Origin of the sequence: Streptomyces sp. NPDC004266 (genome assembly GCF_042874095.1) — a bacterium.
In the GTDB taxonomy this organism is placed as follows: Bacteria; Actinomycetota; Actinomycetes; order Streptomycetales; family Streptomycetaceae; genus Streptomyces.
Genome location: NZ_JBIAMM010000017.1, coordinates 104,284 through 121,619, shown reverse-complemented (window position 1 = coordinate 121,619; position 17,336 = coordinate 104,284). Strand labels below are relative to the sequence as shown.

Genomic DNA, 17,336 nt, shown 5'->3' with positions numbered 1-17,336 from the left:
CTCAGGCTCGGTCCCGTTCGACGTACGGCCCGGACATGACAGGTGAACGCGGAGGTTCCGAAACCCCCGCCGGACTCGGGCCGGAGTGAGCCGGCCGGGCTCCGTCGGTCGCTCGCAGGGCCGACGGAGGTCCTGGGCAAGAGGACGGGCCAGGCGAAGCCGGGTAGGGGCGACGACGACCGGCCACGTCCAGCGGTCTGCGGACTCGGGAGCGGCCCTGTCGCGGCGGAGGGCCTGATCGAGATGCTCGGCCCCGGCGGGGAGACGCGCGTCCGTGGGGTGAGACCGGAGGGGAGTGAGCCGGGCGTCAATCGAGTCCGTTGTCGTCCTGCAGCAGGGCGAGCTGGTGCACGACGGCCTCGGTGAGCCGCTTCTCGTCGTTCGTGGCGAGGAGGTCGAGCAGGGCGCCTCGCAGTACGGCCAGGGCCAGGGTGCGGCGGGTGGCGCCGTCCTCGCTGTCGCGTTCGGCCGGCGGCTGGAAGCCGGCCAGGACGCCGAGCCAGTCCTCCACCGTCGCACGGGCGAATCCGGCCCAGGCCCCGTCGGGCTGGACGAGGGAGCGCGTGTACGCCTCGGCCCACAGGCGCAGCAAGGGCCTGTGCTCCTTCGCGGCGAGCCACGCCCAGACCCGTTCGACGGCCGGCGCGAGTCCGGCGGGGCCGTCGGTCTGCCCGGCCTGATCCAGGAGGGCCAGCTCGTCGGCGCGGGCGCGCGCCAGCAGGGCCCGCAGCAGGCCGTCCTTGCTCTCGAAAAGGAAGAGCAGGACCCGCGGGCTGGAGCCGATGGCCTCGGCCAGGGGGCGCAGGGACAGGTCGGTCAGACCGTGGGCGAGTGCGTACCGGTAGGCCGCTTCCAGCAGCTCGTTCTGGCGGGCGGAGGGGGTTGGCGCTTCCTGGGGCATGCGGCTAGCCTAACTGAAACGACTGTTTCAGTGATGTGGACGGAACGATCACGGGGGCCAGGAGAGCAGCTCATGCCGCAGCAAGACCGGAAGCAAGCCGTCATACGCCGCGCCGACCGCCCCGGCGACCTGGGATGGGTGGTGATGGCCCACGGCGAGGCGTACGCCCGGCAGTTCGGCTGGAACACCGACTTCGAGGTCCTGGTCGCCAAGATCGTGGCCGACTACGGAGCCGCACACGACCCGGCCCGTGAAGCGGGCTGGATCGCCGAGGCCGACGGCCGGCGCGTGGGGTGCGTCTTTCTCGTCGCGGGCGACCAGCCCAAGGTGGCCAGGCTGCGGATCCTGCTCGTCACCCCGGAGGGCAGGGGCCTTCGGCTGGGGACGCGCCTGGTCGAGGAGTGCCTCGCCTTCGCCCGCGAGGCGGGCTACGAGCAGGTGACGCTGTGGACCAACGACGTGCTGACGGCAGCGCGCAGGATCTACCAGGGCTTCGGCTTCACCCTCACCGATGAGGAGCGTCACCGCAGCTTCGGACACGACCTCGTCGGCCAGAACTGGACTCTCGACCTCCACGCCACCGCGGCCAACCCTGCCCACGCCGCAGAGGTCGCCCCGACGGCGCCCTCGGCGGACGCCTGAACCGACACCTGAACCGACACCTGAGCTGGTACCCCCGCTGCTGCCGTCAAAGGGTGGCTGTGACCCTCGGCCGTCACGCGGTGGGATCCACGTTCCACGCCGCGGGCAGATCACTGCCGCAGAAGACGCAGACGAAGTCGCCCTCACGCACGATGTTGTGCTCCTGGCAGTCGGTACACCTCCGGAACACCACCTCGTGCGTGAAGCCGGAGGGCCGCCGGAGTCCCACAGCGTCCAGGGCCCGGGCGACCTCCGCCCAGGAGGCGACGTCCGGACAGTACCCGGTGGACTGGTTGCTGACCTCGCTCACGGTCCACCGGCCCGCCTCACGCATGAAGCTGATCTCACCGGCTCCCAGAACCATGTCTCCGCCGGCACAGGCCACGCGCTCGCTTCGTCGCGGCGCCAGCCGAAGCGCAGCATCCATACCGACCACGAAGGTGAACGGTTCGGCCGGTTCCGCCGCCGATTGCTCCGCGATCCAGCCACTGAAGTCAGCAGCCGAGCCGATCCGGCGCCCGCCGCCACCCGGCCGGACCGCAGCCTTCAGCTCGACCGGTCCGACATACCGGTAACCCTGCCCCCGCCCACTCACGTCGACGAACCTAGAGCACTTCCGGCATGCGTCCCAGCCGTCGAGCGGCGGCAAAAGCCCATGTCGACAGAGATCGCCGCGGGGCGGCGAGGGGACTCCCCGCAGTGCGAGGTCGTCCTGGGCAGTGGTCGAACACGGCATCGATCGCCTCAAAAGACGCCGCGCTGTGGCCACACGCTACGACGAACTCGCGGTCCGGTACGAGGCAACCGTCCTCGTGGCGGCACTCGACGCGTAGCTGTGACCAGCACGTTCACCCACGTTCACCAGGGACGCGGGAGGGCGGTCAGCGGTGACCCAGCACGTTGACCACCCGTCCGCTGGGGTCACGGACGAAGAACCGCCGCACGCCCCACTCCTCGTCCTGCAAGGGGTGAATGATCTCCACCCCTCTCGCCCGCATGACCGCGTAAGCCGCATCCACGTCGTCCACCTCGACACTCATGTCGGGGGCGACGGGCGCGGTCTTGTCGCTGCTCATGACGCTGATCTGCGCTGCCGGGCTGGACGGGGACGCGAGCGTCATGATCCAGCCGTGGTTCATGACCTCCTCGAAGCCCAGCAGGCCGTAGAACTCCCGGCTCTCCTGCGCGGCCTCCGACTGGATGTTGGGCACGACACGGCGAACGGCCATCGACGACTCCAAACGAGAACGAAGGTGTCCCTGTCTTCCTCAGAAGTTACGACACGTCCACCGCCGCAGGCACTTTCGATGCGCGTCGCGTCCTACCGTGTACGAGCTCGTCAGGGAGCCCCATCAGCCCAGCTGGTGACTGCCCTTCGGGGGCCGTGGCGGGTGTTCTTGTCGTGCCTGCCGAGCGAGTGGGCTCGACCGCACAGGGGCGATGGACGGCTCGGGACCCTTGCCGTTCAGCCTATGAGGAGGTCCTTCTTGAGGCGCTTCAGTTCGTGGCGGCCGATGCCGAGGCCGTCGATCAGGTAGCGGTCGAAGGTGCCGTACTTCGCCTCGACCTCGTCGTAGCCGGAGTTGAGGTATTCGGGGCGGACGTCGAGCAGCGGTTTGTAGACGGCGGCCTGCTGCGGCGGGAGGTGGCCGAGGACGGCGTCGTTGCCGGCCTTGCGGTAGGTGTTGCTGGCCAGGTAGTCGGCCATGACGGTGTCCCGAGGCACGCCGAGCGCGGTGAGCAGGGCGGCGTTGGACCAGCCGGTGCGGTCCTTGCCGGCCGTGCAGTGGAAGAGCACGGCGCGTGCGTCGTCCTCGCGGATGCCGTCGAAGACCTGGGTGTAGGCCTTCTTGCCGCCGTCGCCACTGACCATCGCCTTCTCGGCATCGATCATCATCTGTTCGGCCTCGGCCGGGGTCCTGGGCATGGTCTGGAAGGCGCCGGAGCCCGCGAAGACATCCGCGACGACGTAGTCGGCGCCGGCCGGGACGTTGTCGGGGGCCTTGGCGCGTTCGTCCTGCATGCGCAGGTCGAAGACGGTTCTGATGCGCAGCCGCTGGAGCTTGGCCTGGTCCCCGGGGGTGAGCTTGTCGAGGGCGTCCGAGCGGTAGACCTCGCCCATCCTGACCCACTGGCCGTCGGAAGTGCGGTAACCGCCCGCGTCACGGAGGTTGACGGTTCCGGAGAGCTGGACGAGGCGGTCGGCGAGGCGCAGGCCCTGGCCGCGGTCGGCCTCGAACCAGAACCACTGGCGGTCGGCGGCGGGCAGACCGGTGACCACGGCACGGCCGCTGGCACCGCCTCTGGCGACGACCCTGCCGTGGGCACGGATCTCGACTCGCCGGACGTGCTCCGCCTTCCAGGCGAGGGCGAAGGAACCGTCGGCCTCGGCCGTAACGGTCGCCTCGGTGAAGGGAACGGCCTGGCCGGAGTGGCGCTGTCCGGGGTTCCGCGGCTGGTCCCACCCGACGGCGGTGGCGGCCGGCGCGAGGGGCACGCCGAGGACGAGAGCGGAGGCGACGACGGTCGCGGACAGAGTTGCCTTGTTCATGGCCGTGAGACTGGGCGGCCCGGGCGAACGTCGCATGAACGCGGTATGGCTGGATGACGCCCCACAGAGGGCAGATGGCAAAACATGCCACCTATGCACAACATGCAGAGAGGAGGCTGGACGCACCCAGCTAGACCGTGTCCTCTGCGGTGAGGCGGACGAGCCGTTCGTAGCGGCAGATGGCTGCGGCGAGGCCGAGGAGGGGCAGGTAGTTGCGGGGGGTGGCGCTCATAGCGGTGGTTGAGCCGGCGGGAGCCGGTGAGCCAGGACATGGTCCGCTCGCTCACCCACAGGCGACGTCCGAGTCGTTCGGGCGACTTGATGCCCTTGCGGGCGATGCGGAGGCCGATGCGTTTCCCGCGGAGGCATTTCCGCAGTTCGGCCAGGTCATAAGCCTTGTCGGCATACAAACGCTGGGACTTGAAGCGACGGCCGCGGTAGGGGTGTGTCTCGTGGGGAGGCCCGTGATCATGGGTGTTGGTGTCCGGCTGTCGTGGGTGCGGGCGGCCGAGAGGCCGACGAGGAGGGCAGTCCGTTCGCGGCCGACAGGAGGCGCATCCTGGAGCCCGCTCTGCCCCGGTCCACGGGGCTCGGGGCTCGGGCCGGTGTGCTCGCCCCCTTTTTTCGCCCGGATGCTCGGCGACCGCGTCCCGCACGTCGTCCCGGACCCCATCGTGATCCCACGCGCCTTGTGACAGGAACGACCGCATCGCCGCCGGGAAGGCGTCCTCGGCCTGCTCGGCGATCGTCCAGCAATTCTGACGCGGCAGTTCGGCAAACAGCCCGCGCACCATCCGCTCGGCGGTACGACGGGGCTCGATCCGGCCGCCCCGGCCGGCCGCCCGCTCCATCGCCTCCCTGAACAACTTCTCGGCCCCGTCAGGGTCTGAAGTGTGGCCGACAGCCACCGCAGAACTCTTCGCCGACGTCATGAACCGCGATGAACAACGGTGGCCGTCCCGTCCCGCCAGCCCCTCCCACCACACCAGCAACGAACATCAGCTGGACCACTGGGGGCCGGTGAGCCTGTCACCAGGGCACTGTTCCACCGTCGTCGAAGAATCCGCCGGTCGGTCCGTCGTCGGGCAGGGTCGCGAGGCGAATCGCGATCGCCGCACCCTGGTGGGGAGTGCGGACGCCCTGGAAGCCGTTGAGGTCGGTGGCGGTGAAGCCGGGACAGCCGGAGTTGACCAGGATGTCGGTGTCGCTCAGTTCCTTGGCATATTGGACGGTGACGGCGTTGAGGAAGGTCTTGGACGCCAAGTACGCAACGGGAATCGGGCCCATGTCGATGCCGGGCGTGGTCTGCAGGACGAGCGAGCCGACACTGCTGGACATGTTCACGATCCGCGGCGATGCCGAGCCGCGCAGCATGGGCAGCATCGCGTTGGTGACGCGGATGACCCCGATCACGTTGGTTTCCACGACGGCTCGTACGGTCGCGGGATCGACCGTGGTGGGCGTCTGCGGCATACCGCCGGTGATCGCGGCGTTGTTGACCAGGACGTCGAGCCCTCCGGCGCGGTCTGCGATCAGCTCGGCCGCGGCGGCCACACTCGCGTCGTCCGCCACGTCGAGCGGAACGCCGAACGCGTCGGTCCCGGCTGCGCGCAGCTTCTCCACCGCGGTGTCGCGGCGCTGTTGATCCCGTGCGCCCACGCCGATTCGCCAGCCGAGGGAGCCCAGGCCCGCCGCGATCTCGTATCCGATTCCTTTGTTCGCACCGGTCACCAGCGCGATCGTCTGTTCACTCATGTCATCAAGCGTGGTGCGGACTCCAGTGGGACGTCCAAGACCGACTGGGTGGGCGGCGATACCGCACGGATATCGGCCGTGGTGAGCGCCGGATACGATGACGCGGTGGAGACGCGGGAGCTGCGCTATTTCGTCGCCGTCGCGGAGGAGTTGCACTTCGGGCGGGCGGCGCAGCGGCTCGCCATGGCACAACCACCGCTGTCGCGGGCGATCCAGCAGCTCGAGAGGCGGCTCGGAGTGGTTCTGCTGCACCGCACCGCTCGCGCGGTCGCCTTGACCGAGGCGGGGTCGGTACTTCTGCGGGAGGCGCGGGCCGCACTCGACGCGGTCGAAGCCGCCGAGCGCCGCACCCGCCGCGCAGCTGTCGGAACGCCCGGCGTGGTGCTGGCCACGAAAGCCGGAGCGTCCAGCGAACTGTTGTCGAAGCTGCTGGACGCCTACGCCGCCGAGCCCGGCGCGGTCGCCGTCGAGGTGATGCTGTGCGGGCCCGGCGAGCAGGAAAGACTGCTGCGCGACGGGCGTGCCGACGTTGCTCTGCTCCAGCGGCCCTTCGACACGACGGCCGGACTCGACACCGAGGACCTGCACACCGAACAGCAGGTCGTGGTCCTGCCCGCGGGGCACACCTTGGCCGACCGACCCCATGTGTCGATGGCCGAGGTGACCACCCTGGCGGACCTGCCCCTGCCACGCTGGCCTCGACGGGACGGGGGCTATCCGGACGGACCTGGCCCGCAGGTGCGCGACCACACCCAGCTGTTCCAGCTGATCGCGCTCGGACGGGCCTGCGCGGTCGTGCCCGAGTCCCTCCGAGCCCATCTGCGCGAGGATCACGCGACGGTGCCGGTGCCGGACGCGCCGGCTGTCACGACCGTCATCGCCTGGCCACCACACAGCAGATCCCAAGCCGTCGCCGACCTCGTCCGCACCGCGACACGCCTCTAAGGGCTGTCCCGCACAAGGACGTGAGCTGGGGGTTTGCCTGACGGTACGGTCGCCGCGTGGAGTCGAAGAGGGGGAGCGAGTGCCCGTTGCACGGGGTCGGTGTGCGTCCTGACCACCTTGCCGGACGCCGTCTTGAGCGAGTTCGCCTCGTGGCACCTGTACGACTCAGAGGCTCCGTCCGGCCCGTTGGACGTGTGGCTGATCGACAGCGAAGCGGTTGCCACGCGCATCACGACCGGTTCGGACTGGTGCTTGATCGTGGAGACGTCGGAGCCTTTCGCGGGATACGACACGGCCAAGTCAGGCCGCGTCGAGGTGGCGCCGATCAGCGGTGAGACCCCGTTCACGGATCACCTCGGCGAGACGATGCTGGCCGTCAGCGATCGCTCCAACGTCCCCCCCCACATCGCCCGACAGGCGACAGGTGTGGCTCCAGCCGCACCCACTCCGCGTTCGTCGGATCGCCCCGCCCCATGCCGAGCGCGACAACCCACCGGCTCGCCAGTCACATGATCCGCCGGACAGGCCCTGACGGGGGAGGGCATGAGGCAGCAGCGGGCAGCGCTCCCCGACGGATGCCAGGCCGGCCACGACAGCATCGCCCGTGTCCTCGACCTTCCATCGAAGGTCACCACCGCGACATCAGCAGGGGCATGCCGCGCATCGCTTGCCAGGTCCTACGCGACCTGCTCAGGAGGTGACGTGCCGTCCCTCATGCTCCGACGTGGCGGTCCACCTGCATCGCCGGTTGCCTCAGCGCCCCTGCGAGCGGAGACGCACTCGTTGGGCACGGTGGCGGAGGAATCGACGAGATGTGTGCCCCCTCCCTCCCACGGGCCGGTCAGGTCATCGCTTTTGTGACGAGATGCGGCAGAGGGCCATTCGGGTGGGATACCCGGTACACCGCAACTGTCTCCATTTCCGCTGCAGTCGTCATGTGCAGTGGCCCGACGACCAAGGAGGCATTCTCGTGACTGATGTTCAGGCTTTCACTACGGGTACCGCTGCACTGCTGGACCTTGATCCGTACCGCTTCCCCGCCGCACTCGTCGACGATGTGCCGGAGCGGACCGCGAGCGTCGGCGGCCGCGTGGAGTCCGGCGACTGCCTTCTGTCCGCGTCCGAGCCGACGGGCCGCCCGTCTGCACCCCTCAAGCCGGTCGACCGTCGCCGTCTGGAGCTGCAGGCGACTCTCACCACCGCGGGTATCGCACCCCTGCCAGGCGACCTGGACGCCATCGAGGCTCTGTGTCAGCTGACCGACACCACCCACGCCGCCCTCCGGCGGTGGATCAGTCACGCCATGTGACCCGCGCCGCACCGGCTGTGCTGTGGGGAACGGGCCCAGGTCCGTTGAGGAGGGCGGGCGGAAGTCGAAGTCAGGGCGAGCTGCCACATGCGGGGGAGGTGGCGGCGCCGGCCAGGTCGTGGCGGCGGCCGACTGAATCCCCTACGTTCCGCCTCCCCGCCCGTACCGCTTCCGGTACGGAAGACGCGGGTTCTCCCTCGGCCGGTCGGCCTGGGCGTCGGCCGAGCGGCGCGGTGCGCAGTGAGTCCCCTCCAGGCCGTTCGAGAATGGCGGGATGCTGTCGGAAGCGTCCGCCGATGCCTGTGACCTGGGGCGACGCCCCTCCTCTGGTGGATTTCCGGCCGACCGGCCCGGCTCCATGGCCGGGAGGTCATCCCGTACCGTCCGACTTGTCTGGTCAGCCTGTCTATTGACGAGCAGTCACTTAATCGCACAGTGATACGATCTCGGCGCAAGCGGGGCGGGCGGATGAGCGCAGAACGACACCTCCGACTTCCGGAGGGGTTCCGCGCGGGCGTCCCGATGCGGGCGGTTCGCCGGGGCACCGCATTGACGGGAATCCAGTCACTGGCCGTCGGCCGCCTGAAGAGAGTCTTATGACGGAATACATACAGAACCCGATGCTGTGGGCTCTGTTGGTCCTCGTTCTCGCCGCCATCGCCGTCATCGTCCGCCAACGCAAGGCGGCCCAGGCTTTGAAGCAGCAGATCGACGGGCTCCGGAGCCATTACTCCGACCTGGAGAACCACTACACGCAGTCTGTCGAGGCGGCGCAGGAACAGGCCGAGGAGGCGACGAAAACAGTCCTGAAGTCCGCGATGCGGACACTTCAGGGTCTCGCCGCCGAACAGCAGCTGGTCGTCTCACGGCTGCAGAGCAAGTACGGCGAGTCGGCCATGCTCCAGGACCTGCTCGAGATCGACCACACCAACTCGCAGTTCGGCCGACGCGCGCAGTCCATCGCCGTGCTGTGTGACGGCTGGCTCGGCCGCCACCGCGACGTGGCGTCCGTGTACGACGTGATCCGCAGCGCCCAGGGCCGGATCCGGCACTTCCGTCGCGTGGAGATCCTCTCGCGCGTCGACTTCGGCCTCACCAGCCGGGTCGTCGAACCGGTGGCGCTGGCGCTCGCCGAGCTCCTCGACAACGCCACCAGCTACTCCAGCCCGGACACCGTCGTCGAGATCAACACCCGCACCGTTCCCAAGGGCGTGTGCATCGTCGTCGACGACGCGGGCGTCGGCATGAGCGACGAGGAACGGGTCCGCGCCGAGCGGCTGCTCTCCAGCAACCGCGTCACCGGCGTCTCCGGACTCGGCAACCCGCCGCAGTTCGGCTTCGCGGTGATCGGCGTGCTGTCCGAGCGCTTCGGCTTCGAGGTGTCCGTGGACTCGTCCTCGCCCTACGGCGGCGTCCGTGCGGTCGTCCTGCTGCCGCACGAGCTGCTCACCAGCGTGCCGGTGCAGAAGTCCACGGCGCCGCCCGTGATCACTCCCGGCGTACCGGGCCCAGGGGGGCCCGAAGCCGTGCTCGCGACGTCCTCGACCGCCGACGGCCTGCCGAAGCGGCGCCGCAAGCGGCCGATGGCCATCGTGCCCAGCAGTACGCCCGCGCAGGCTCCGAGCCGCTCCGACGCCGAAGCAGCGGCGATCATGGGTGCCTTCCAACGAGGCACGGAGTCCGGCCGGGCCGCCTTCCCGGAGGCGCCGGACCGCACGAGCGGTACGTCTCGTGCAAGCAGCGAAGGACATGAGGTCTCGTGAACGACGATCTGTCATGGATGCTCGACAGCGCCCTGGAGATTCCCGGCGCGTTGCACGCGGTCCTGATATCCGCCGACGGCCTGCTGATGGCCAGGTCGAACGGCTACGGCAAGGACAACGCCGACCGTGTCGCGGCCGCGATGAGCGGTGTGCAGTCGCTGAGCCGCTCGCTCGCCTTCTTCTGCGAGGACCCGAGTGCGCGGTGGCGGCAGACCCTGGTCGAGTTCGACGGCGGCTGGGTCTTCCTGATCTCCGCCGGTGAGGGTGCCTACCTCGGTCTCTCCGCGTCCCCGGACGTCGACATGGCGGACATCACCTTCCGGATGCAGCAGCTCGTGGGCCAGCTCGGCAAGGTACTCATGACGCCGCCGCGCGAGAACCTCGGCACGCACTCATGACGGGACGCGAGGAGTGGGAGCCTGAGGCCGCCGAGCTGGTTCGACCGTACGTCATCACCAAGGGACGCGGCCTGCCCGACGAGGAGCAGCTCTCCCTGATCACGCTGGTGACGGTGGCGCCGGAGGAGGGCCAGCGGCCCACCCGGCTCTCCCCCGAGGAGCAGCGGCTGATCGACATCTGCTCCGCCGGCTACCTGTCGGTCGCCGAGATCGCCGGCCACACCCGGCTGCCGCTCGGCGTGGTGAAGATCCTCCTCGCCACCCTGGCCGAGGGCGGCTACCTCGTCACCCGTTCGCCGGTACGCCGGGCGGCCCTCGCCGACCGGGAGATCCTGGAGGAGGTGCTGAATGGTCTCCGCGCCAAGTTTGGGTGAGCAGGACTACGTACGCGACGGCGCTTCGCAGATCCCGGTGAAGATCCTCGTCGTCGGGCACTTCGCGGTGGGCAAGACCACGTTCATCGGCTCGATCTCGGAGATCGAGCCGCTGACCACCGAGGAGCGGATGACGCAGGCCGCCGAGCACGTCGACGACCTCAAAGGCGTCCGGAGCAAGACCACCACCACGGTGGCCATGGACTTCGGTCGGCTGACCATCAGCGACCGCATCGTGCTGTACCTGTTCGGCACCCCCGGCCAGCAGCGGTTCGTGCAGATGTGGGAGGACCTCGCGCGCGGGGCCCTCGGCGCGCTGGTCCTCGTCGACCCCGAGCGGCTCGCGGACTCCTTCGGTGTCATCGACCTGATCGAGCAGTACGGGCTGGAATACGCCATCGCCGTCAACCACTTCGACGGCACGCCCTTGCGGGACGAAGCGGCGCTGCGCGAGGCGCTGGACCTGCTCGACGACACCCCCGTCGTCACCTGCGACGCGCGCGACGAGAAGTCGTCCGCCGGCGCACTCACCACCCTGGTCCGCTTCTTGCTGGACCGCACCCGACAGGAGCAGTAGCCGCCATGGACACCCAGACCCCCGCCCCGGTGCCCCCACCCGGCTGCCCCGCCCACGCCTCGGGCGCCCGGATCCCGCTGCACGGACCGGAGTTCGCCGCGGACCCGCAGGCGTACTACGCGTACATGCGCCACTACGGGCCCACCGCCCCCGTGGAGCTCGCCCCCGGGGTGGCCGCCACCCTCGTCACCGACTACGCCACAGCGCTCCAGCTGCTCCAGGACTCCGCGTCCTTCCGCAAGGACGCGCGTCTGTGGCGGGACTTCAACGAGGGCCGGGTCCCGCAGGACAGCCCCGTCGTGCCCCTCCTCGCCTACCGGCAGAACTGCATGTTCAGCGACGGCGGCGAGCACCTGCGGCTGCGTCAGGCGATCACGGACAGCATGGCCCGGATCGACTCGCAGCGGCTGGCCCGGAACACCGAGCGGATCTCGGACTACCTGATCTCCCAGTTCGGCTCCCGCGGGTCGGCCGACCTGCTCGGCGACTACGCCAAGCAGCTCCCGCTGTTCGTCTTCAACGAGCTCTTCGGCTGCCCGGCCGGCATCGGCGACCGGGTGCTCTTCGGCATCACGGGGATGTTCGACGGGGTGAACGCCGAGAAGGCGACCGCCGTGCTGTTCGGGGCCGTGCAGGAACTGGTCACGCTCAAGCGGAGCCGGCCGGGCGACGACGTCACGTCCTGGCTGATGCAGCACCACGCCAATCTGAGCGACGAGGAGATGGTCCACCAGCTGGCCCTGCTCCTCGGCGCGGGCGCCGAACCGCTGCGCAACCTCCTCGGCAACACCCTGCACCGGCTGCTCACCGACGACCGCTACGCCGACGGCGGCGGCCTGATCGACGAGGCGCTCGACGACACGCTGTGGGACAACCCGCCGATATCGAACTACGCGCCCCACTACCCGGCCAGGGACATGGAGTTCGCGGGTGAGAAGGTGCAGGCGGGGGACCTGATGCTGGTGAGCTTCGCCGCCGCCAACTCAAGCCCTGCCCTGGCGGCCGCCCGTACGACCGGCAGCAACCGGTCCCACCTGGCGTGGAGCGCGGGCCTGCACGGCTGCCCGTCCAAGGAGCCGGCCCGGCACATCACCGTCACGGCCATCGAGCACCTGCTCAACCGGCTGCCGGACGTCGAACTCGCCGTACCGGAGGACAGCCTGATCTGGCGTCCCGGCCCCTTCAACCGGGCCCTGGCCACGCTGCCGGCCAAGTTCACCCCCGTCCCGTCATCGGGACACGGCGGCCCGCGGCCCGACACGAGTGCCACCGCGTCCGGTGCGCAGTTCGGCGACCGGACCGGCGAGGAGGGCAAGGGAGAACGGAAGGGCCGCTGGAGCCAGTTCCTGTCCTGGCTCACGAGCTGATCCACAAGTCCTCCATAGTCTCCCTATCTCCGCATGACTATTCGATCGTGAGGGTAGTGATCGCCGCGGCACCAATGTTGCGTATGAGGTAGAGGAGATGTCGTGGACCACATATCCACCGACACCGCTATGGCAGAGCCACCGCCCTGTGTCGGTGCGCACCCGGATACCCGCCCTCGCCGGCGGGTATCTTCGTGCGTACCTGGATCTCTGGTGGGGTGCCGGTGACCGGCTTGCCGCTCGACATCCTTCCGGATCCGCGGTCCGGCACGCTCGGTTCCTTCACCCGGGCCCAGTTGGTACGCCTCTGCGACGTCGCGGGGCTCTCGCCGGCCGACACGGAGACGTACGCGCACACCCTGGTCGAGGCGCTGGGTCCGGCCGCCGGGCGGTCGCTGGCCCTGCCGCCCCCGACGCGGACCTTCCTCTCGGACGACCACACCCCCGTCGAGTACTCGCTCTCCTTCAGCCCGGGCCGGGCCCCGGCACTGCGTGTGCTGGTGGAGCCGGGCTGCGGCGCGGACACCCGGGCGGAGAACGGCCGGATCGGTCTGGACGTCGTCCGCGCGATGGGCCGACGCTGGGACTTCTCCACCGAGCGGCTCGACGAGATCGAGGACCTCTTCTTCCCGGACCGGCCGAAGGGTCCGCTGGCGCTGTGGATCGCACTGGAACTGCTGCCCGGCGGCGTGCCCAAGGTCAAGGTGTACCTGAATCCGGCCGCGTCCGGGGCGAAACGTTCCGCCAAGACCGTACGCAAGGCCCTGCGCCGACTCGGGCACAAAAAGGCCTACGCGGCGCTGCCGAAGGCCGACGGCCACCCCTTCCTCGCCCTGGATCTGGGCCACTGGGAGACGCCGCGGGTGAAGGTCTACACCCGGCACCTCGACCTGTCGGCCACCGAGGCGGGCAACCTGTCCCGTACGGGCTCCGGCCCGGGGCCGGCGGAGATCCAGGAGTTCTTCCGGGCCGCCGCCGCCACCGACGACCTCGACCGGCGGCCCGGCCTGTCCTGCCACTCCTTCACCGAGACGGAGACCGGCCGCCCCAGCGGCTTCACCCTCCACATCCCGGTTCGCGACTACGCCCGCGACGACAAAGAGGTCCTCGACCGAGCAGTGGACGTCCTGCGGAGCCACGGGATGGATCCCGCCCCGCTGGTCCGGTCGCTGCCCGCCCTCACCGCGAGACGGCCCAAGGACGGAGTGGGCCTCATCGCCTACCTCGCGCTCGCCCACCAGCAGGGCCATCCGCCCCGGGTGACCGCGTACCTCTCGTCGGAGGCCTACGCCGTCAGACCGCCGACGAAACTGCGGCACCGCGCAGCGGCGGTGGTCTAGCGATCCCCGACGACGGGGCTCCCGGCGAGGATTCGCCGGGAGCCCCGTCGTCGGAGTCGGTCACGGAGCCCGGCCGGGCCTTCAGACGGTCTGGAGTCCCCGCATCTCCCGGAGGTAGGGACCGACGTCGACCTGGATGGAGGAGCCGCCCGCCGCCGTGCCGTAACGCTCGGCGATGCCCTTCAGGTACGCGCCGATCTCCTCGCGCATGGCGTCCTCGTCCGGCAGGACGACCTCGCCGCCGATGATGCGCGCGACCCAGTGCGTCTGGCCCTCCACGAGCCGCGTGATCGCGCCCATCGGACGGACCAGGCCGACGAAGTACAGCCCGGGGCGGCCGGGAGCGACGACCCGCCGGTACAGCTCGACCGACCCGCCCGGCCCGGCCGGGCATCCCTCGGGCAGGAACGGGAAGTCCATCCCGTAGCCGGTGCAGTAGACGATCGCGTCGGCCTCCTCCGAAGTCCCGTCGGTGAAGACCACCCGCCTGCCGTCGAGGTGGTCGATCCCCGGCCTGGGGTGCACCGCGCCGTGGCGTATGCGGCTGAGGATCTCGTCCGAGATGGTCACGGGGGAGGAGAAGAGCGGGTGGTCCGGCTCGGGCAGGCCGTAGTCGGACAGTCTGCCCCGCGCGATCCGCAGGGCGTTCTCGGCGAAGTCGACCTGCTCGGGCAGGGACATGGCGGTGAACCACGGCACCTCGGCCATCTCGTCGACCGACATGCCGTAGAGCTGCTTGGGGACGATGTGCAGTCCCCGGCGCACCGAGAGCACGGTGCGTGCGGCATGCCGGGAGAGGTCCGTGGCGATGTCCACCGCCGACGCGCCGAGACCCACGACGACGACGCGCTGCCCGGCGAAGTCGGCCCCGTCCTGGTAGTCGACGGAATGCAGCATCCTGCCGGCGAACCCGTCGGAACCGGGCGGCGCGGGCTTCGGCAGCGTCGGCACCGTGTTGTGCCCCGAGGCGACGACGACATGAGCGAACCGCCGCGTCTCCAGGGCCCCGTCCGCCCCTCGGCTGACGACCGTCCACGCCGCGTCGTCACCCTCCTGCCGCACCGACACGACCTCGACGCCGAACTCGATGCGGTCCGACACCCCCGCCCATTCGGCGAACGACCGCAGATAGGCCGCGACCTCGCTGTGCCGCGGATAAAGGGGGTACGCGTCGGGCATCGGGAACTCGGTGTACCCCGTGAGCTGCTTCGCGGTGTTCAGATGCAGCGACTTGTAGCCGGGCCCGGGCTCACCGGCCCCCGGCTGCCGCCAGATCCCGCCGACATCGACCGCCCGCTCGAGACAGACGAAATCGATCCCCTTGACCGCCAGAGCGTGTGCGGCCGCCAGCCCCGACAGCCCCGCACCGATCACGCACACACTCAAGATTTCTCCCACAGAACGAACACTCTCCACTCGAACGATCTTTCACTTCCCATCCGCCCCCCGCCTCACACCCGCAACACCCCTGAGGAACCCGTCACACCCACCACTCCCCGCCGAGCAGCCCGGCGACCGTGGCGGGCTCGGGGCGCGACCGGTGCCTGCGGCCCGCAGAGGTCGGAGCGGAGTGAGGCCGCAGGGGACCTGGCCCCGCTGTACGGAAGCCCTCGCCATGGAGCCGGTCCCGGGCCTCTCACCGGCGGCGTCCGTGCGGTGCGGTGACACCTACGTCCGGCTCGCCGCCGGCATCCCGTACCACTCGGGCAGACGCGAGCACCACGGCATCGAGGAGGCCGACTGTGATCATCGTCCCCAGTCGTTCAGTGCGCGAGAAGTGACATACGTGGATGATGCAGATGACGAAATCGAGAGCGATTCTTTCTGCAAAGGTGAAGAAAATACACCGAATATTGAGGGACGGGGGCATCGCGCGCGTATTTTTTGGTGGTGATGACATAATCATGGGCGTGCGTCGAAAAGGTCAGAAGGGAATATCCTCTCCTTGTCGCTGGCGCACCTCTTCCGTATCGCAGCAGGGCCCCATTGGGCCATCAGGCTGTCCCCGTCATTCCGGGCGTACGCCGACCTACGGCGAGAAGCAGCTGGAAATTCCCACGTCTGGAACGATGCGCTCGCTCACAGGCGGACGATGACCAGGGCGATGTCGTCCCGGCCACCGCTGGAGACGCCGAGGCGTGCCAGGACGGTGTCGGCGACCTGCTCGGCGCCCAGGTGACCGCAGTCGCCGAGCACGTCGGTCAGGCGGCGCAGACTGACGTCGATGTCCTCGCCGCGCCGTTCGATCAGACCGTCGGTGTACAGCACGAGGGTGTCGCCGGGCTTGTAGGGCAGGCTGGCCTGGGGGCGGGGCACGTGCAGGGGGCGGGCGCCGAGCGGAGGATCGGTGGCTTGGTCGAGCAGCTCGCAGCCGCCGTCGGGGTGGGCGAGCACGGGCGGCGGGTGGCCGGCGCTGCTGTAGGTGATCAGGCGGCTGCGGGTGTCGACCATCGCTTTGACGGCGGTGGTGCCCAGGGCGCCCTCCACGGACCGCGCGTACAGGCCGAGAACCTCCAGGGCCTGGGCGGGGCGCTCCAGGGCGCGGATGGCGGCGGACAGGGCGCTGCGGAGCATGCCCATCACGGCCGCGGCTTCGAGGCCATGGCCGATGACGTCGCCGACCGAGACGGCGAGCCGGTCAGGGGGGATGTCGACGACGTCGTACCAGTCGCCGCACACGTTCAGGGAGCCGACAGCGGGTAGATAGCGCACCGCGACATCGCGGTGGTGGGCCAGGTCGGGGACATGGAGCATGGCTTCCTGCAAGGTGACGGCGACCTCACGCTCACGGGTGTGGGCCTGGCGCAGTTCCTCGTTGAGTCGCTGCAGCTCCCGCGCGCGGGCGTACAGCTCGGCTTCCAGGCTCTGGGAGGTCTCCAGGCGATCGCCCACCCGGAGGCCGGCGGGGTGGGCGGCCTGGTGGGCCTTGACGAACGCGGTGACGTCCTCGACCCGGTGGATGATGTAGACCACCCGCCCGTCAGGTCCGAGGACCGGGGTGTTCACCGGGGACCACCAGCGCTCCTCGAACACCCCTGGCCGGCCCATGACGGGGATGTCGTACCGCTGCAGCGCCATCGTGTCCGGCCTGCGGTCGGTCAGCACCCGGTGCAGGGAGGCCCCGAGGTTACGGACCCCGTCGGCCTCCGGATCGGCGGGGTTGTCCGGGAAGGCGGTGAAGACGTACTGGTCGAGCAGCTCCTCCCGGGTGCGCCCGGTGGTCTCCAGGTAGGCCCGGTTCACGTCGACGATCACGAGATCCGGGCCGAGCACCAGATAAGGGCTCGGCGTGGCGGCGAACAGTGCCGCGTGATCAACCCGTGATGCCACCGGTGGCACTCCCTTCCCGCCCCAACGGCCTCACCCCCAAACTACGGTCCGTCCTCCTGCCGCGCTTCTCGGCGCGAGGGGGAG

Annotated in this window: 16 protein-coding genes and 2 pseudogenes; 9 read left to right on the top strand and 9 right to left on the bottom strand. The window is 69.8% G+C overall.

Annotated features, from left to right (window positions below; all coding sequences use genetic code 11):
- Nucleotides 1-24: 24 nt before the first annotated feature.
- Both ACFYUZ_RS32690 and ACFYUZ_RS32685 read right to left on the bottom strand, forming a co-directional pair.
- Nucleotides 25-210, bottom strand: a pseudogene (locus tag ACFYUZ_RS32690) (transposase); the annotation flags it as partial.
- A 97-nt stretch (nt 211-307) separates the two neighbouring features.
- Nucleotides 308-901, bottom strand: a complete 594-nt coding sequence (locus ACFYUZ_RS32685) for a TetR family transcriptional regulator (RefSeq protein WP_389315376.1) — start codon at nt 899-901, stop codon at nt 308-310.
- Between the two features lie 72 nt (nt 902-973).
- Between ACFYUZ_RS32685 and ACFYUZ_RS32680 the strand changes: the two genes are divergently transcribed.
- Nucleotides 974-1,543, top strand: a complete 570-nt coding sequence (locus tag ACFYUZ_RS32680) for a GNAT family N-acetyltransferase (RefSeq protein WP_389315374.1) — start codon at nt 974-976, stop codon at nt 1,541-1,543.
- Between the two features lie 73 nt (nt 1,544-1,616).
- On the opposite strand, the gene ACFYUZ_RS32675 is transcribed toward ACFYUZ_RS32680, so the two are convergent.
- The 5 genes and pseudogenes from ACFYUZ_RS32675 to ACFYUZ_RS32655 all read right to left on the bottom strand — a co-directional run bounded on the left by ACFYUZ_RS32675 (nt 1,617) and on the right by ACFYUZ_RS32655 (nt 5,849).
- Nucleotides 1,617-2,138, bottom strand: coding sequence for a hypothetical protein (locus ACFYUZ_RS32675; protein WP_389315372.1), 522 nt, complete (start codon nt 2,136-2,138; stop codon nt 1,617-1,619).
- 286 nt (nt 2,139-2,424) lie between these two features.
- Nucleotides 2,425-2,772, bottom strand: coding sequence for a VOC family protein (locus tag ACFYUZ_RS32670; RefSeq protein ID WP_389315370.1), 348 nt, complete (start codon nt 2,770-2,772; stop codon nt 2,425-2,427).
- Nucleotides 2,773-3,008: 236 nt separating this feature from the next.
- Complete coding sequence (locus ACFYUZ_RS32665; protein ID WP_389315368.1) at nt 3,009-4,094, bottom strand: tyrosine-protein phosphatase; 1,086 nt, start codon at nt 4,092-4,094, stop codon at nt 3,009-3,011.
- Nucleotides 4,095-4,224: 130 nt separating this feature from the next.
- Nucleotides 4,225-4,728, bottom strand: a pseudogene (locus ACFYUZ_RS32660) (transposase); the annotation flags it as partial.
- A 395-nt stretch (nt 4,729-5,123) separates the two neighbouring features.
- Entirely contained in the window at nt 5,124-5,849 is a 726-nt protein-coding gene (locus ACFYUZ_RS32655; RefSeq protein WP_389315366.1) for an SDR family NAD(P)-dependent oxidoreductase, read from the bottom strand.
- Nucleotides 5,850-5,954: 105 nt separating this feature from the next.
- Between ACFYUZ_RS32655 and ACFYUZ_RS32650 the strand changes: the two genes are divergently transcribed.
- From ACFYUZ_RS32650 to ACFYUZ_RS32615, 8 genes are all read left to right on the top strand, one after another.
- The gene (locus ACFYUZ_RS32650) at nt 5,955-6,794 is read left to right on the top strand and encodes a LysR family transcriptional regulator (protein WP_389315364.1); all 840 of its coding nucleotides are present in this window, start codon (nt 5,955-5,957) and stop codon (nt 6,792-6,794) included.
- 970 nt (nt 6,795-7,764) lie between these two features.
- Nucleotides 7,765-8,103, top strand: coding sequence for a hypothetical protein (locus tag ACFYUZ_RS32645; RefSeq protein WP_389315362.1), 339 nt, complete (start codon nt 7,765-7,767; stop codon nt 8,101-8,103).
- Between the two features lie 596 nt (nt 8,104-8,699).
- Nucleotides 8,700-9,866 carry an ATP-binding protein gene (locus tag ACFYUZ_RS32640; protein ID WP_389315360.1) on the top strand — a complete coding sequence of 389 codons (1,167 nt, stop codon included), beginning with the start codon at nt 8,700-8,702 and terminating at the stop codon, nt 9,864-9,866.
- Nucleotides 9,863-10,264, top strand: coding sequence for a roadblock/LC7 domain-containing protein (locus tag ACFYUZ_RS32635; protein ID WP_033207336.1), 402 nt, complete (start codon nt 9,863-9,865; stop codon nt 10,262-10,264). The genes ACFYUZ_RS32640 and ACFYUZ_RS32635 overlap by 4 nt, the downstream gene beginning before the upstream one ends.
- Nucleotides 10,261-10,638, top strand: coding sequence for a DUF742 domain-containing protein (locus ACFYUZ_RS32630; RefSeq protein ID WP_389315357.1), 378 nt, complete (start codon nt 10,261-10,263; stop codon nt 10,636-10,638). Before ACFYUZ_RS32635 ends, ACFYUZ_RS32630 begins: the two co-directional genes overlap by 4 nt.
- Nucleotides 10,613-11,215: an ATP/GTP-binding protein gene (locus ACFYUZ_RS32625; RefSeq protein WP_369142203.1), complete on the top strand. Its 603-nt coding sequence runs from the start codon at nt 10,613-10,615 to the stop codon at nt 11,213-11,215. Before ACFYUZ_RS32630 ends, ACFYUZ_RS32625 begins: the two co-directional genes overlap by 26 nt.
- A 5-nt stretch (nt 11,216-11,220) precedes the next feature.
- A complete protein-coding gene (locus ACFYUZ_RS32620; RefSeq protein WP_389315355.1) occupies nt 11,221-12,582 on the top strand; it encodes a cytochrome P450 in 1,362 nt (453 codons plus the stop codon).
- A 224-nt stretch (nt 12,583-12,806) separates the two neighbouring features.
- Nucleotides 12,807-13,922: a tryptophan dimethylallyltransferase family protein gene (locus ACFYUZ_RS32615; protein ID WP_389315353.1), complete on the top strand. Its 1,116-nt coding sequence runs from the start codon at nt 12,807-12,809 to the stop codon at nt 13,920-13,922.
- Nucleotides 13,923-14,003: 81 nt separating this feature from the next.
- Here ACFYUZ_RS32615 and ACFYUZ_RS32610 read toward each other — a convergent pair whose 3' ends face one another.
- Nucleotides 14,004-15,308, bottom strand: a complete 1,305-nt coding sequence (locus tag ACFYUZ_RS32610; protein ID WP_389315351.1) for a flavin-containing monooxygenase — start codon at nt 15,306-15,308, stop codon at nt 14,004-14,006.
- Between the two features lie 693 nt (nt 15,309-16,001).
- Nucleotides 16,002-17,252: a PP2C family protein-serine/threonine phosphatase gene (locus ACFYUZ_RS32605; RefSeq protein ID WP_389315349.1), complete on the bottom strand. Its 1,251-nt coding sequence runs from the start codon at nt 17,250-17,252 to the stop codon at nt 16,002-16,004.
- Nucleotides 17,253-17,336: the final 84 nt, after the last annotated feature.